Consider the following 16,714-nt stretch of genomic DNA (forward strand, 5'->3'; position numbering starts at 1 on the left):
TGCTTTATAGGCTAATTGAATATTTGTATTATTCCAAAGATATAAAAAAATAGATACTCTTATAGAAATGTGAAAATTTCTTATGTTATTTTAGATAAACTGCATTTTTTAGTTCAGAAAAAAGGCAAAGCGTATCTTTGTAAGCTTAGAAATTCGTATGCCTACACTATCCCAAATAAATCCGAAAGAAAACATCATAATTAAGGGTGCCAAACTGCACAATCTTAAAAATATAGATGTGGTTATTCCTAGAAACAAACTGGTTGTAATTACAGGACTATCTGGTTCTGGTAAATCTAGTTTAGCTTTTGACACACTATATGCAGAAGGTCAAAGACGTTATGTAGAAAGCCTTTCTTCATATGCAAGACAATTTTTGGGTAAGCTCGACAAACCGAAAGTTGACTATATAAAAGGTATTGCACCCGCAATTGCTATTGAGCAAAAGGTAAATTCAACCAACCCTAGATCAACAGTTGGCACGACTACAGAAATTTATGATTATATAAAACTTCTATATGCCCGTATCGGTAAAACATTTTCTCCTATTTCTGGTTACGAAGTAAAAAAGCATACCGTAACAGATGTTGTCAATCATGTTAGATCCTTTGAAGAACAAACTAAGCTTTTACTTCTTGCCCCTATTACCATTCGTGATGATAGAGATGCAATTAAATCATTGGAGTTATTTTCAAAACAGGGCTATGCTCGTATTAAATATAAAAATGAAGTTTTACGCATTGACCAAGCTCCAAAAGATATAGGTAAAAACTTTGATCTTGTTATTGATAGAATAATCACCAAAGATGATGAAGACTTTTACAATCGATTAGCAAATGCCGTGGATACAGCATTTTTTGAAGGCAAGGGAAATTGTATCGTTGAAGAATTAAGCAATGGCAATCAAACACCATTTAGTAATAAGTTTGAGCTTGATGGAATAACCTTTCTAGAGCCAAATGTGCATTTGTTTAGTTTTAACAATCCTTATGGTGCATGTCCGAAATGTGAAGGCTACGGTGATGTAATTGGTATAGACCAAGATTTAGTAGTACCGAACACTGCATTATCTGTTTATGAAAATGCAATTTTTCCGTGGCGTGGTGAAAGCATGAACTGGTATCGTGATCAATTAGTTAACTCTGCCTATAAATATGATTTCCCTATTCATAAACCTTGGTATGAACTCACAGAAGAACAACAACAACTTATATGGAAAGGCAATGCTCATTTTATAGGTTTACACAAGTTCTTTGGAATGTTAGAGGAGAAAAGTTATAAAATACAGAACAGGGTAATGTTATCTAGGTATCGAGGTAAAACAAAATGCGATGTCTGTAATGGAAAGCGATTACGGCCCGAGACTGATTATGTAAAAGTTGGTGGAGCTTCAATTTCATCGCTAGTAGGGTTATCTATAGAAAAACTTATTGTATTCTTTCATGAACTAAAACTAAATGATAATGATGCTACGATTGCCGCTAGGTTATTGATAGAAATAAATACTCGACTTGGTTTTCTAGAAAAAGTTGGCTTAGATTATCTTACCATAAATCGTAAATCGAACACGCTATCAGGTGGTGAAAGTCAACGAATAAACCTTGCTACATCATTAGGAAGTAGCTTGGTAGGATCAATGTATATATTAGATGAGCCAAGTATAGGGCTTCACCCAAAAGACACTGAGAACCTTATTGAAGTTCTTATATCACTACGGAATTTAGGCAATACGGTAATCGTTGTTGAGCATGATGAAGATATCATGAAGGCCGCTGATATGGTTATTGATATAGGACCCGAAGCAGGAACACATGGCGGAAAGGTTGTCGCACAAGGTACCCTGAACGAGATACTAAAATCTAAATCCCTTACAGCTCAGTATCTAAATGGAAAAATGGAAATTAGGGTTCCTAAAGAACGAAGAACTTCTCAAAACCATATCACCATAAAAGGTGTACGGGAACATAACCTTAAAAATATAGATGTAACCTTTCCACTAGATATGCTCACCGTGGTAACTGGAGTCTCTGGAAGCGGAAAAAGTACGTTGGTAAAAAAATTGCTTTATCCCATTATATTAAAAGAAGTAGGTGGCTATGGTGAAAAATCGGGTCAATTTACTTCTATAGAAGGTAAATACAAACACATAAAGCATGTAGAGTTTGTTGATCAAAACCCAATCGGCAGGTCTTCTCGTTCTAATCCTGTCACGTACATTAAAGCATATGATGATATTAGAAATTTATATGCTAGTCAAAAATTAAGCAAAATCAGGAATTATCAGGCCAAACATTTTTCATTTAATGTTGATGGCGGACGTTGTGAAAAATGTAAAGGTGAGGGTGAGATTACTGTAGAGATGCAGTTTATGGCCGATGTTCATTTAGAATGTGAAACATGTAGCGGTAAACGTTTTAAGAAAGAAGTACTAGAAGTTACCTTCAACAATGCCAATATCGATGATATTCTTAATATGACCATCGACGATGCAATTCTATTTTTTGAAACTGGAGAACAGACTAAAATTGTTACCAAACTTAAACCATTACAAGATGTAGGACTTGGCTATGTTACTTTGGGACAATCGTCTTCTACTCTTTCCGGTGGCGAAGCTCAACGTATTAAATTAGCATCTTTCCTTATTAAGGGAAGCACCAAGGATAAAGCGCTATTCATTTTCGATGAACCTACAACAGGCTTACACTTCCATGATATTCAAAAACTATTAAAATCATTTAATGCTCTTATTAAAAAAGGACATTCAATTGTGGTGATCGAACATAATATCGATTTAATAAAATGTGCCGACTATATTATTGACCTTGGTCCTGGTGGTGGTGAAAATGGTGGACAATTATTGGCTGAAGGTACACCAGAAGAGGTAGTTAAAAACAAAAAATCTTTTACAGCCGGTTACTTAATGGAAAAATTACATTAGTTCTTCAAAGGCAAAACAACATATAAGTAACTGATTGTCAATTAAATAATTAATTACCTTTTTTTTTGGCACGCTGTTTGTAATAGGATAATCGAGTATGAATATTTATACTCAGAATTTAAAACCTTATATCATGAAGAACTTTGTACTCCTTTTTACGGCGATGATTTTAGGCACCACAGGTGTTTTTGCCACAGGTATTAATGAAGATAAGGTTGCTACCAGCAATGCTTATAGATACGACAACTCATTTATTTTTGTTGAAAATGGAATTACATTTTCTGTATATCCTGACGGAGAATTTGATTTTTATATAGAGAATCAAATATCAGGCAGAAGAGATGGCATAACTTTTAACTCTGGTTTTGACTATAGTCCATATGCTCAATATGATGATTATGGCGCTGTAATACAAGTTGAAAATGTACCAATTTATTATGATTATTATGGTCGCGTAAGTCAAATTGGAGAAGTAGATATCAATTACCTTAACAATCGTGTTCGTAGAGTTGGCGGTATGTATGTTTACTATAACAACCGTGGTTTTTATGATTACCACACTGGCTATATCAATATTTACAATAGAAACTATGTGTATCAACCTTTTCACAGATGGTTCTCAAGACCAATAATTGGTTTTAGTTTAGTATATAACCGTCCATATAGAAGATATTATACGCCAGTACGATATTCTTACTACAGTCCTTATAGAAATAATTATAGAAGAGCCTATGTTAATATTGGTAAGCAACATAGATATAACAAGGTAAGAAACGAAAGAACTACTGTTTACAGAAATGACAAGCGAGTTGCAGTTAGAGATAATTCTTATAGAAGCAATGGAAATGTAGCTAAAAGAGATAATGGTTTAAGAACTAACAGATCTTTAGCTTATAATAAGACTACAACTAATAGAGATGCTGTATCAACTAGATCTACTACATCACGTAGCAATCAAGATAGAACAGTGACCAAAAGAGAGGATACAAAATCTACAAGAAATAAGGGTACAGTGAACAGAGCAAATAATTCTGCGGCACGTAGTAGTCAAGGTAGAACAGGTACCAATAGAGAGGTAACAAGCACACCTAGAAGTACAACTGTAAAAAGAAGTACTACTACGTATAAAAAACCTGTAGCCAGAAGTACAGAGTCAAGAACTCAACGTAGTACCACTGCTTCTAGAACATTGACCAAGAGTCCTGCGAGAACTCAAAAAACAGTAAGTAGAAGTACAACATCAAGATCAGTAAGTAAAGCTCCTTCAAGAAGCACAACTTCAAGATCGGCTACAGCTAAAAGCAGTAGAAGAAATTAAGATAGTTTTTAGGTTGGTTAGTTGTTTAGCGCCGTGATGAATACGTTCATTACGGCGCTTTCTTTATGAACCATTTGTATCTGAAATGTAGTTTGGAAATAATTTAATAATTTTTTTAGGGCTTAAAGCTGTTATAAACATTCTCTCTTCATAAATAGGATGAAGAAATTCCATAGAATGTGCATGTAAATAAAGCCCCTTTCCTGTTAAAAGTAAATCTTTTAAAAAGTATGATGCATCACCTAGGATAGGATTTCCAATTGCTAACATATGCTTTCTTAACTGATGCCGACGACCTGTTTTAGGAGTTAATTTTACCAAATTCAAAAATTTAAATCTATGGGAAACAATCGTTTCTATAACTTGAAAAGTTGAAATAGCGGGTTTTCCATCTATAGGTTCAACAATAATACCTGAAGGTTTCATATTTCCAATAGTGACAGCATAATAGTTTTTATGAATTTTCTTGCTCTCAAATAATTGATTCAATGCAATTATTGATGTACTCGTTTTACCTACTAAAAGACAACCTGTGGTTGCATAATCTAAACGATGAACAGGTTGTGGTTGTACCGGATCTAAAATAGGGCTTGTCTTTAAGTTTTGGTTTAAAGCTTTTGCTACTGTCTTAAAGCCGTTTCCACTTACCAATATACCAGCTGGCTTATTGATTACCGCTAAGTGATCGTCTTCATAAATAACGTTTAAATTTAATTTAAGACGCGTTTCCAAACTATTATCTGCGGTATATCGATATTCAATTCTTTCTCCTCCCTTTATAAAGGTCGCAGTAGACGCAACTTTACCATCAACAAAAACCATTTTCTTTTTAATAGCCTTTTTTAAAGCAGACTTTGTGGTAATTCTTTTGAACACCCCTACCCCATATTCTTGCAATCTTTTTACTTCTAAAGAAATTACTGCAATATGTGTTTCTACTAATCCCATATATAATTGTCTGTACTGTAATTATAATCTCCGCTAAGGTTATTAAGTAATTTTTGAATCACAAAATTAAGTATGTGAGTTAATTAAAGTTGTATTCTATATATACCTTTCACAGTGTTTTATTTTCTCAAGAAAATCCCCAAAAATGAAAAGAATTAACCATAAGATTATTAGACAGCTTATAATTCTATCGCTTATCCTATATCTAGGTGGGTTGATTATAACATATATGCTTCCTTATATCTCTGTGGTTCTTTGGGGCACTTACTTTATATGTAATTCTAAGAAAATGGATGTTAAAACTAATCAATAAAGGTTTAAAAAGGACATGGGTGGCCTTACTACTTATTATTGTTTCGGTCATCGGTATTTTTTTTCCTTACCAGGTGCTGATTTCATGCTAAGTACTAAACTAGGAAACTTAGCCGATAAATCTGAACAAGTAACAAAAGCACTTAAAGAGCAAATATTCCAACTTGAAAAATATATGCAATACGATGTTTCCTCTACCATAGATCCTGAGCAAGCACCAGGTTGGTTAGCAGAAAATATTTAAGGTTTCGCGAGCGGAACATTCAATATGTTCATTTCATTTGGCATCCTTTAATTTCACTAAACTATATGTTAAAAAGTCCGCAGCAATTGAAAGATTCACTTTTGGAATACATTTCCTTAACCAATAAAACACTGTTGATATTGGGTAAGGAAATAGATAGTGTTGTGCGTTCAAAAGCAATTGCAATTCCTTTAGTAGCATTGGCAAAAAGCATAATTGCCCTTATCGGCTTTTTATTTTCGGTATTGAAAATCCGTTATCCTGGTTTGTTATTGTAACCATTGAATCAATGATGCCTTTTATTGGAACGTTCATTGGTATATTTTCGATATTTGTTTTAAGCATGGCTAGTGGAAACGATTTTCAAGCTTGGGCGATATTACTATACAGAATTTTGATGGTTGGTATTACAGATAATGTTAATTGACTATTTGTATAAAAAAACTAGATAGTACTCATCCACTAATTACTTTAATCGGCGTATTGATCGGTATTCCTTTGTTCGGATTTGTGGGTCTTATTTTTGGCCCATTAATTCTAAGTTTTTCTTAATTATAATAAAAATCTATAAGCAGCAATACGGTATACAAACCTCTCATAAAAAGGTAGAAACCAAAATATAATTATTTACTTAAGTATTTACTCAAAAAAATAAATACATCTTCAGATATCTTAAATCTGTACAGAATACCTAGATACGTAATTATCATCAATAGGCTTTTGATTGTAATATTTATGATGGAATGAAAAGGAAGAGAGAACGTGGTGAATAATACGCCGACAACAATCAATAAAGCAAAAACTTTCCAAGTTTCGTGGGTGAAAGGAACAATTTTAAACTTTGCTTTCACATAAACCAATTTCAAAGTATTGTATATAAAAAACGCAGTGAAACTTGCTATTGCAGCACCATCTATACCATAAGTCGGTATAAGCCATAAATTAAAAACTATGGCCAAGACAGCCAATAAAACTCCAAACAACAATATGGACCTGTAGTAGTCTGAACTGAATAATATGGAATTATTATTACCTAAAAGAGCATCGTAAACTTTTGCCAGTCCTATCCAAAAAACAATCATAAAACCACCTGAATATTTCTTAGGAAGCAATTCATATAATTCACTTAGGTTAACAAGGATTAAAAGAAAAAGTAGCCCTGAAACTATGAAAAGTGTCAATGAACTTTTTTGATACAATTCTTTTAAAGCCGACTTGTTTTTATCATTTAAATATGTTGCTGTTAATGGATACGTTATTTGATGCATAGCTCTAGATGGAACCGCAATTGTCGAAGCAATAAACCCAGCAACAGCATAATAGGCTACATTTTCAATCTTTAGATAATTATTCAACATAACCTTATCCACCTCCATAAGTACAATGGCGGTCGAACCTCCTAAAATTATCAAAGCACTATATTTTATAATGCCCTGCCAATTTTTTGGAAAGTTAAAATTAAGTTTAGGTTTACGCAGTTGGTAGGCATACAATTTCATGATAATGGTTCTTACAAGGTAGCACCCAACCAAGCCATTAATAAAGAACTCAATATCAATAATCTTGAACCATAATAGCATAAGTAGAATAGATTGAGCAACTCTACAAAAAACCTCTTTCATAAAATTGCCAAACATAGACTTCATTCGAATTCTTGCCCAAGCATAAAACACTTCGAAATAAGCCATAGCCATACCTACAAAGAAAATATGCCATACATAACCTCTTACTATATTATTCTCTTTTGAGAGCAGGTTACCTATAGTTTCATTTGCAAAATAACTAAGTATACCTATAGGAACTATGAGCACTAAGGGAAGAAGCAACATTAAGGTCAAAAAGCCGTCTTGAGCACTATCGTTCTTAAAACTAGAATAGAATTTCACCAAACTATTGGGTACCCCAAATGCAAGAATCGGCATAAGCACCGCAGAAACCGATAAAATAACTTGGATAAGTCCATAATTATCGGGCTGCATAAAATTGGTGTACAAAAACAGGGTATTGACCGCTCCTATTGCAAAACCAATGTAGGTAACAATAGTATTATTCAATGATTGTTTTAGTACGATTCCCATTAAATATATTCAGCCAATTTTCGAGTGAGTTCCCTTCTGCTATATTGCTCTATATTTTTAGAGGTTACTGATAATTCTCCTTTCTGAAATTGAGCAAACCAATCTAAAAGTAAGCTTTTAAGGGCAATATCATCCGAATGTTCAAATATGCGACCTGATTTGGTATGAGATACCATATCAGCAACTTCCCAATTTTCAGGACCTACCCCTAAAATAGGTCGTTTTGCCGCCATATATTCGAATAATTTTCCTGGTATTATTCCAATAGTTTCCTGTGAATCGATTTCTACCAAAAGCAAAATTTGCGATTTTTTTTGATATTCTAACGCTCTTTCATGCGAAACGTAACCAATAACATTAATATGATTCTGTAAACCCAAATCATTCAACGACTGTAAAACATCATCACTGATAACACCAATGAATTGTAACTGCAAGGCATTTTTAAATTCACTATTTTGTTTCGACAATTCTGATAAAACCTCCCATAATTTAATAGGATTACGACCTGTAAGCATAGACCCAATGTGAGAAATAGTAAATTTTTCATCAAGATTTTGATTCATTGAGATACTACCATCAAAGCCATTGGTTATTACTTGAATAGGCTGATTCGTAATTTGCTGAAACTCATCTCTTGTAGTGGCACTTGTTACAATAATTTTATCGGCAGAATTTAGAACGTTAAATTCTAACACCTTATGCTTACGTTTCGCAGAAGAAGTGAGCTTTAATTTTTTATGATAGCCTATACTTGTCCAAGGATCTCTGAAATCTGCAATCCAACGTACAGGTTTTGTTTGCCTTAAATAATATCCAATAAGATGAACACTGTGCGGCGGTCCAGTTGTAATAATGGTATCGACCCCTTCTTTTTCTAACACACCTTTCAAATAATTCACCGATGGTTTTATCCAATATTTTCTTGCATCAGGAACAAAGAGATTACCCCTAATCCATAAAAAAGCTTTTTCAACAAACGACTGATTTTTAGACTGAATAATACCAGAACTAATACGTTTAGTCTTCTTACTTGAAAATAAAGAAGCCAATCGATATGGTTCCTTTATTGGATGTTTGTAGATAATTAAATCGTTCGGAATGTCCTTTAAAAATGTTTTGTCGGTAAGGGGGTAATGTGGATTATCAGGTATATATAATACCGGTTCAATATCAAAATCTCTAAGATACTTTACGAATTTTAGCCATCGTTGCACACCAGGTCCGCCAGCGGGTGGCCAATAATACGTAATGACCAGAACTTTTCTCATTACGCTGTTTCCTTCCTTCTAGGCTTCCAAAAGGTAAAACCTATACCACCTACAATTACAAAACCTAGCAATATTGTGCTTGCCAAGGTTATTTTACTACCCTGTACTACAACATCTGGTTCAAACTTAAATTCTATTTTATGCTCTCCTGAAGGAATTGTTAAAGCTCTAAGTACATAATCAACTTTAAAATATTCGCTCTCTTTACCATCTATATAAGCATTCCATCCTTTCTTATAATACATTTCTGAAAAAACAGCTACACCTTCATTACTATTCTTTGATTCGTATGTAAGATGATTTGGTTCATAATCGATTAAAGAAATTGATGCTGTAGAATCAATTTGAAATTCTAATTGCGTTATATCCTTAAATGTAGATGCATTTACTACCGCAACATTCTTGGTATCTAAACTGTCTAGCGCCATAATCTCGGCGTTGGCATTTTCAACAGGCTTAAGCTGTTTTACAAACCAAGCATTACCATTTCCATTCGGATTTTCGATTGGAAAAGAATTACCATCTTCATCTTGTCTAATTACATATTTAACATTCAACATATTCAAAACTGACAGATTACCATTGTATACATGAAAATTAAATAAATCTTGCATACCAGCAGGTTTCGCGGCATGGTAGCCTGTTATACTCTGATGAAAATATGCAGTTTTCGCTGAGTCAAAACCATCGGTTTGGTCAAAAACACGAAACACACTATTGTCTTGAGCAATCAGCTTGTTTGCAGTAGATTCTTGAAAAGGCTCTAACATTTTACGTTTAGACACAAAATTATCGTTGTTTACATAACGTAAATCAACTCCGACCAAATCAACCACAACTAGAACTCCAATAGCAATTATTATGAAATTCATTTTCAATTTCTCCTTCAAATAAAACCATAGCAATACTGCAGTAACCAAAACATACCCCAGCGAGCGCAATAAATCACTTGTATAAACACTTTTACGATCCAAGCGCAACATTTCAGGCAGCTCCTCTAAACCTGTCATTCTCAAATTATCATCGTTTGCACCAACGAAATCAAAAGCTCCCTTAAATACAAATAATAATACACCTAATCCAAAAACAGTACCCGTAGCAAAAGTCAAAGATTTAATTTTATCCGCTTGCGGAACTTTATCCATGAATAATTTTTTCAAAGCAATAATTGCCAAAATAGGTACACAAAGTTCTAATACAATTTGTATAGATGAAACAGCCCTAAACTTATCATATAATGGAAAATAGTCGATCATGAAATCGGTAAGTGTACTGAAATTTTTACCCCATGACAAAATCAACGATACCAATGAACCAATCAAAAGCCACCATTTATGCTTTCCTTTTACTAAGAACAAACCAAAAACAAAAAGAAAAAATAGTACCGCCCCTAAATATGCTGGACCAGAGGTAATCGGTTGCTTTCCCCAATATAACGGCAAACCACTGACAAAATCTAAAGCACTTGATCTAGGCAAGCCTTTGTCTATCAAATAATTAAAAGACTTCGAATCTTCGCCTAAATTTTCTTGACTTGCGCCACCAAAAAGGCGTGGCACAAACAAATTCAATGATTCTGTAATACCGTAACTCCATTGAGTTATATATCCTTTACTAAGACCACCCGTATCTTCTTTTGCAGAACCATCGGGGTTTATGGTCAATTCACTTTTTCCACGTGTACTCCAATCCGCATACTCTTTTGTCGCCATTAAGCCAGTAGCATTTGCCGCGATACCTAGAGTAACTGCCAGTAATAAGATACCCACAGAAATGAAAAAATGCTTGATTTGCTTTTCCTTAATTGCATAAACCAAATACACTATGCCCAAAATAAGCACAAGTAGCATAAAGTAATAGGTCATTTGATAATGATTGGCTGTGATTTCTAATGCCATTGCCAAAGCCGTTAAAACAAAACCCCAAAGATATTTTTTCCTAAAGACAAGAACAATGCCTGCCAAGAGAACAGGCAAGTAGGCAATAGCATGAGCTTTTGCGTTGTGCCCCGCACCTAATATAATTATAAGGTATGTTGAAAAACCAAAAGCTAAAGCACCTACTATAGCTAAACGATAATCAACTTTCAAACAACAAAGAAGAATATAAAATCCTATCAAATATAAAAATAGATAATCGGCAGGTCTTGGTAAAAATCGAATTAATCGGTCTAATTGTTTAATATAATTATGAGGATAATTTGCACCTAATTGATACGTGGGCATGCCACCAAATGCGCTATTTGTCCAATATGGTTCTTGGTCCTTCGATTTTCTGAAATCGTTCTGTTCCTTTGCCATCCCTGTGTATTGGACAATATCGTGCTGGTACATTACCTTACCTTGAAGCACAGGGCTGAAGTATGCCAATGCGGCAATGATAAAAAATACGATTACGAAAAAATGGATGAAAAAGAATTTTAAGCCTTGCTTCATGTGCTAAATAAGTAGTGTTTTAGCAAAGATAACTAGTCTAGCTCTTCAAAATCAATGTATTCGCCTACTTTTTCTGAATTGGCTTTTTTCTTTGAAGACTTCTTATTTATAATAACGTCTCCAATATTATCCTCTTCTGAAGAATGTTGATTATCAAATGCTTGTTTAAAATGCGATTCAGTTTTCTTTGCCGCGTAGCTCAAAATTTTTGGCGCAAATAACTTTACTAAAAATTTTAGTAAGTAATACACCAAAAGAATTATCAATAAAGTTTTAAAAAAAGCCATTTTATTAGTGCTTAAGTATATCAAAAATACAATTATCACGTTGTATAACTAGAATCATAATATTAAAATAAATATAAAATCGTGTTCATGAATAGTCTATTGGTCTACTCAAAATCATATCAATACGTATTAAGTATTCTACTATTACTGCCTTTGGTTGGTATTTCACAATATACAGATGTTATAAATTCTAACAGACCAGGTCTTTCGGTAAGTGCATACGCCGTTGGTAAAAATGTTGTCCAGGCCGAGTTAGGAGTATTCTACGAACAGCGTGACCACACTTTATTGAACACCCAATCTGATATTTGGGCTAGTGACATTTCTTTACGTTACGGATTATTGTTTGAACGATTAGAGATCAATTTTGAAGGTACTTTTCAAGATCAAGATATCACATACACAAATTTTAATCTCTTAGCTAAGCGAAGAGATTTTTCAAGAAATCGTTTAGGGCTAAAGTATTTAGTTTACGATCCATTTAAAAATCCAGAAGCGAATAAACCAAATTTATATAGCTGGAGAGCAAATAATAAATTTCAATTTAAAAATTTAATACCTGCTGTTTCCCTATATGGCGGAGCCAATTTCGTACTAGGTGACAACCCATTTTATGTTGGTGAACCAACCTTATCATACCGAGGTATGATTGCTACTCAAAGTCGAATTACACCAAGATTCGTTCTTATTACAAATACTGCTTATGACCGTATTAGTTCTGATGATCCAGAATTAAGCTATTTAATTTCCCTGTCTCACGCTTTTAGAAATCCTAAGTGGAGTGTATTTGTTGAACACCAAGGAATACAAAGTGATAGATATGCCGATTTATTAATTAGAGGAGGTATTGCACATTTGCTGAAGGAAAACCTTCAATTAGATTTTAATATGGGGGCTAGTTTAAAAAATACACCTTCTAGAATTTTCATTGGTCTAGGTGGTTCATATAGAATGGATTTTCACAAAGACAGTCTAATTGCAATTGAAGATCAAGAAGCTGACCAAAATGGTGGTGCGATTGATAAGGATACCATGAAAAAACAAAAAAAGAAAAAGAAACAAGGTAATGGCATCGGAGCTGAAGATATTGACCTTGGACCTTCAAAAAAGCAACTAAAAAAATTAAAGAAGGCAGAGAAGAATAAAAAGAAAAATAGTGGCGAAATAGACTTTTAAGCCACTAATTTCTATTTGATTTTCATTACTTACCTCTTTTCAGTTCTAATTAATATTCCTAATATTGATACTTCTAAAGAAGTTCAATGATTACACTACATGAAGCAAAATCAAAGCAAGACTTAAAACGCTTTGTAACCTTTCCTTTTTCACTTTACAAAAACAACAAATATTGGGTACCACCCATTATTAATGATGAGCTGGAAAGTTTTGATAAAAATAAAAACCCTGTTTTTAAAGATGCCGATGCTTGGTTTTTTCTTGCGTTTGATGGCGATAAATTAGTAGGTCGTGTTTCCGCAGTAATAAATCGACTAGAGGTGAATCAACAGAATGTTAAAAAAATGCGTTTTGGATGGTTCGATTTTGTTGATGACCCTGCAGTATCAAAAGCACTTTTAGACAAGGTGGCCGAAATTGGTAATCAACACAGCTTAGAATATATGGAAGGCCCTGTAGGTTTTTCAAATTTAGACAAAGTAGGTGTTTTGGTAGAAGGTTTCGATCATATAGGTACCATGATTACTTGGTATAACCATCCCTATTACAAAGACCATTATGAAAATTTAGGTTTTGTAAAAGAAAAGGAGTACATGGAAAATAAGTTTCCAGCTAAAAATGCTGATCCGAAACTTTTTTCAAAACTGAACGACTTAATAAAAAGACGCTACGGACTAAAAGAGGTCAACTTTACAAAAACCAAAGAGGTTATGCCTTTAGCTGACGAAATGTTCGACTTATTCAATAAAACCTATGCCAGTCTTTCATCATTCGTGCCTATTACCGAAATACAAAAAGCTTATTTCAAGAAAAAATATATAAGTTTCATTAATCCTGAATATATAAAGTTCATTAAGGACAAGGAAGACAGACTAATTGCTTTTGCCATTGTAATGCCTTCATTTTCTGAAGCACTACAGAAAGCGAAGGGTAAGTTGTTTCCCTATGGCTTTTATCACCTTTTAAAAGCTAAAAAGAATAGTAAAGATGTTATCTTTTATCTGGTGGGCATTGACCCTGAATATCAAAACAAAGGGGTAACGGCAGTTATTTTCAATGAGTACCATAAAACATTTACCGATAAGGGTATCGACATGTGTTATAGAACACCTGAGCTTGAAGAAAACTTAGCAATCAAACAAATGTGGAAACATTTCGACCCAGTAATCTATAAACGCAGAAGAACATATAAGAAATCACTAAGCTAAGTACAATAAAAAAGCCCAGATTCAAATTTGAATCTGGGCTTTATAAATTATAATGAACTGAAATTACTCTCCCATTGCCGCAGCGACTGCAGCAGAAAGTCTTTTGTACGTTCCATTTTGTAAACGCTCACGAATAGAAGAAAAAGCTGTTAATGTTTCTTCAACATCTTGTAAAGTATGTGTAGCTGTTGGTATTAAACGCAGTAAAATAAGTCCTTTTGGAATTACTGGATACACTACTATTGAACAGAAAATACCATGATTTTCACGTAAGTCTTTCACCAATGCCATCGCCTCAGGTATACTTCCATTTAAGTATACAGGGGTAACACAACTAGTTGTCGTACCTATATCGAAACCGTTTTCTTTTAAGCCATTTTGTAGTGCGTTTACGTTCTCCCATAACTTAGCTTTAAGCTCTGGTTGCGTACGTAACATATCTAAACGTTTTAATGCTCCCTTCACATAAACCATAGGTAAAGATTTAGCGAACATTTGTGAACGTAAATTATATTTCAAATAATCAATAATTCCTTGATCTGCAGCTACGAAAGCTCCTATACTAGCCATTGATTTAGCAAAAGTTGCCAAATAAACATCAATACCATCTTGAACACCTTGCTCCTGTCCTGCTCCAGCACCTGTCTTTCCTAAAGTTCCAAAACCATGAGCGTCATCAACTAATAAACGGAAATTAAATTTCTCTTTTAAAGCAACAATCTCTTTTAGAATACCTTGTTCTCCACGCATTCCAAAAACACCTTCAGATATAACTAAAATACCTCCTCCGGTTTGCTCTGCCATTTTGGTGGCCCGCTCTAAGTTCTTTTCAAGACTTTCTGGGTTGTTATGAACAAATGTGAATCGTTTACCCATATGTAAACGTACACCATCAATAATACAAGCGTGACAATCTACATCATAAACAATAATATCGTCTTTAGTTACAAGTGCATCTATTACAGACATAAAACCTTGATAACCAAAATTTAATAAATAAGCAGCTTCCTTATCAACAAAGGCCGCACATTCTTGCTCTAATTGTTCATGAAATTCAGTATGACCACTCATCATTCTTGCACCCATTGGGTATGCAGCACCATATTCTGCTGCAGCTTCACCATCCACCTTTTTTACTTCAGGAAGATTTGCCAAGCCTAAATAATCATTGATACTCCAAGTGATTACATCTTTACCTTGAAATTTCATTCTATTAGAAATAGGGCCTTCTAATTTAGGGAAAACGAAATATCCTTCAGCTTGTGAAGCCCATTTACCCAAAGGACCTTTATTCTCTATAATTCTATCAAATAAGTCTCTCATTGCTTAATTCAGTTCTGTCTGCAAAAGTAAATAATTTTGATTAGGTTACATAAATTATTTACAATGCAAAAAAGTGGGCTATAAACCCACTTTTTCTAAAATATGTACTTCATATTATTTTATAAATTGAATCTCTTGTGCTTCCTCTACCGTATTTGTATTTAAGAAGCCTTGATCTTCCATCCATTGATCACTATATATTTTACTCATATATCGAGAACCATGATCAGGGAAAATAGCAACAACATTACTATTCTTATCGAATGTATTTAATTCATTCAATTGTTTAATTGCCTGCATTACCGCACCACTTGTATAACCAACAAAAATACCTTCTGTTCTAGAAATTTCTCTAGCCGTATGGGCACTTTCAGCATCAGTAACCTTTATAAACTCATCTATAACTGAAAAATCGGTCGCTCCTGGAATCAAATTTTTCCCTAACCCTTCAATACGGTAAGGATAAATTTCATTAGTATCTAATTTTCCAGTTTCATGATATTTTTTCAAAACTGAACCAAAAGCATCTACACCAATAACTTTAATATTAGGATTTTGTTCTTTAAGGTAACGTGCTGTACCAGAAATAGTACCACCTGTTCCACTACATGCAATTAAATGGGTTATTTGGCCACCTGTTTGTTCCCAAATTTCAGGCCCTGTAGACTTATAATGCGCTTCCATATTCAGTTTATTGAAATACTGATTAATATAGATAGAACCTTTTGTTTCTTTATGTAATCTTTTTGCAACTTCGTAATAAGATCTAGGATCATCAGCACTTACGTGCGCAGGACAAACATATACTTTCGCACCCATAGAGCGAAGCATATCAATTTTATCTGGAGATGACTTTGAACTTACAGCCAAAATGCAGTCATAACCTTTAATGATACTTGCCATAGCAATACTAAAACCAGTATTACCTGAAGTTGTCTCAATTATAGTGCTACCTTCTGTAAGTAAACCTGCTTTTTCAGCCTGCTCAATAATGTGAATCGCAATTCTATCTTTAGAAGAATGACCTGGATTAAAAGCCTCAACTTTTGCGTAAAAACTTCCTGTTAGACCATTAGCAATTTTATTCAACTTAACAAGTGGTGTATTACCTACTAGTTCTAAAATATTGTTGTAAGCCCTGATCTCATTTTTCATAAGAAGGATCAATGTTTGGTT

General features: G+C 33.8%; 13 protein-coding genes. 6 read left to right on the plus strand and 7 right to left on the minus strand.

The features are described 5' to 3' along the window. The first annotated feature begins 157 nt into the window (after positions 1-157). Positions 158-2,938 carry an excinuclease ABC subunit UvrA gene (uvrA, locus tag AACZ49_RS10780; protein ID WP_339654476.1) on the plus strand — a complete coding sequence of 927 codons (2,781 nt, stop codon included), beginning with the start codon at positions 158-160 and terminating at the stop codon, positions 2,936-2,938. Positions 2,939-3,071: 133 nt separating this feature from the next. Then, positions 3,072-4,256: a hypothetical protein gene (locus tag AACZ49_RS10785; protein ID WP_339654479.1), complete on the plus strand. Its 1,185-nt coding sequence runs from the start codon at positions 3,072-3,074 to the stop codon at positions 4,254-4,256. A gap of 63 nt (positions 4,257-4,319) precedes the next feature. Here the strand turns inward: AACZ49_RS10785 and AACZ49_RS10790 are convergent, their stop codons facing one another. Further along, the gene (locus AACZ49_RS10790) at positions 4,320-5,204 is read right to left on the minus strand and encodes an RluA family pseudouridine synthase (RefSeq protein ID WP_339654481.1); all 885 of its coding nucleotides are present in this window, start codon (positions 5,202-5,204) and stop codon (positions 4,320-4,322) included. Between the two features lie 397 nt (positions 5,205-5,601). Here AACZ49_RS10790 and AACZ49_RS10795 point away from each other — a divergent pair, with 397 nt between their 5' ends. After that, positions 5,602-5,760, plus strand: a complete 159-nt coding sequence (locus AACZ49_RS10795; protein ID WP_339654484.1) for a hypothetical protein — start codon at positions 5,602-5,604, stop codon at positions 5,758-5,760. An 86-nt stretch (positions 5,761-5,846) separates the two neighbouring features. Continuing rightward, positions 5,847-6,038 (plus strand): hypothetical protein, encoded by a 192-nt coding sequence (locus tag AACZ49_RS10800; RefSeq protein WP_339654486.1) that lies wholly within the window; start codon positions 5,847-5,849, stop codon positions 6,036-6,038. Positions 6,039-6,383: 345 nt separating this feature from the next. Here the strand turns inward: AACZ49_RS10800 and AACZ49_RS10805 are convergent, their stop codons facing one another. Genes AACZ49_RS10805 through AACZ49_RS10820 form a run of 4 tightly spaced genes read right to left on the minus strand, consistent with a single transcriptional unit; the run spans position 6,384 to position 11,831 of the window. Then, the gene (locus AACZ49_RS10805) at positions 6,384-7,838 is read right to left on the minus strand and encodes a polysaccharide biosynthesis C-terminal domain-containing protein (RefSeq protein WP_339654489.1); all 1,455 of its coding nucleotides are present in this window, start codon (positions 7,836-7,838) and stop codon (positions 6,384-6,386) included. Further along, a complete protein-coding gene (locus tag AACZ49_RS10810; RefSeq protein WP_339654492.1) occupies positions 7,838-9,109 on the minus strand; it encodes a glycosyltransferase family 4 protein in 1,272 nt (423 codons plus the stop codon). The genes AACZ49_RS10805 and AACZ49_RS10810 overlap by 1 nt, the downstream gene beginning before the upstream one ends. Continuing rightward, complete coding sequence (locus tag AACZ49_RS10815) at positions 9,109-11,544, minus strand: YfhO family protein (RefSeq protein ID WP_339654495.1); 2,436 nt, start codon at positions 11,542-11,544, stop codon at positions 9,109-9,111. Before AACZ49_RS10815 ends, AACZ49_RS10810 begins: the two co-directional genes overlap by 1 nt. A gap of 32 nt (positions 11,545-11,576) precedes the next feature. Beyond that, the gene (locus AACZ49_RS10820) at positions 11,577-11,831 is read right to left on the minus strand and encodes a DUF4834 domain-containing protein (RefSeq protein WP_339654497.1); all 255 of its coding nucleotides are present in this window, start codon (positions 11,829-11,831) and stop codon (positions 11,577-11,579) included. Positions 11,832-11,918: 87 nt separating this feature from the next. On the opposite strand from AACZ49_RS10820, the gene AACZ49_RS10825 reads away from it, so the two are divergent. Both AACZ49_RS10825 and AACZ49_RS10830 read left to right on the plus strand, forming a co-directional pair. After that, positions 11,919-13,007, plus strand: a complete 1,089-nt coding sequence (locus AACZ49_RS10825; protein ID WP_339654500.1) for a transporter — start codon at positions 11,919-11,921, stop codon at positions 13,005-13,007. A gap of 86 nt (positions 13,008-13,093) precedes the next feature. Then, positions 13,094-14,215: a GTP cyclohydrolase gene (locus tag AACZ49_RS10830; protein WP_339654503.1), complete on the plus strand. Its 1,122-nt coding sequence runs from the start codon at positions 13,094-13,096 to the stop codon at positions 14,213-14,215. Between the two features lie 63 nt (positions 14,216-14,278). Here the strand turns inward: AACZ49_RS10830 and AACZ49_RS10835 are convergent, their stop codons facing one another. Both AACZ49_RS10835 and AACZ49_RS10840 read right to left on the minus strand, forming a co-directional pair. Beyond that, positions 14,279-15,538: an aminotransferase class I/II-fold pyridoxal phosphate-dependent enzyme gene (locus tag AACZ49_RS10835; protein ID WP_339654506.1), complete on the minus strand. Its 1,260-nt coding sequence runs from the start codon at positions 15,536-15,538 to the stop codon at positions 14,279-14,281. Between the two features lie 114 nt (positions 15,539-15,652). Further along, positions 15,653-16,693 (minus strand): cysteine synthase family protein, encoded by a 1,041-nt coding sequence (locus tag AACZ49_RS10840; protein ID WP_339654509.1) that lies wholly within the window; start codon positions 16,691-16,693, stop codon positions 15,653-15,655. Positions 16,694-16,714 lie beyond the last annotated feature (21 nt).

It is taken from the genome of uncultured Maribacter sp., from assembly GCF_963975365.1.
GTDB lineage: Bacteria > Bacteroidota > Bacteroidia > Flavobacteriales > Flavobacteriaceae > Maribacter.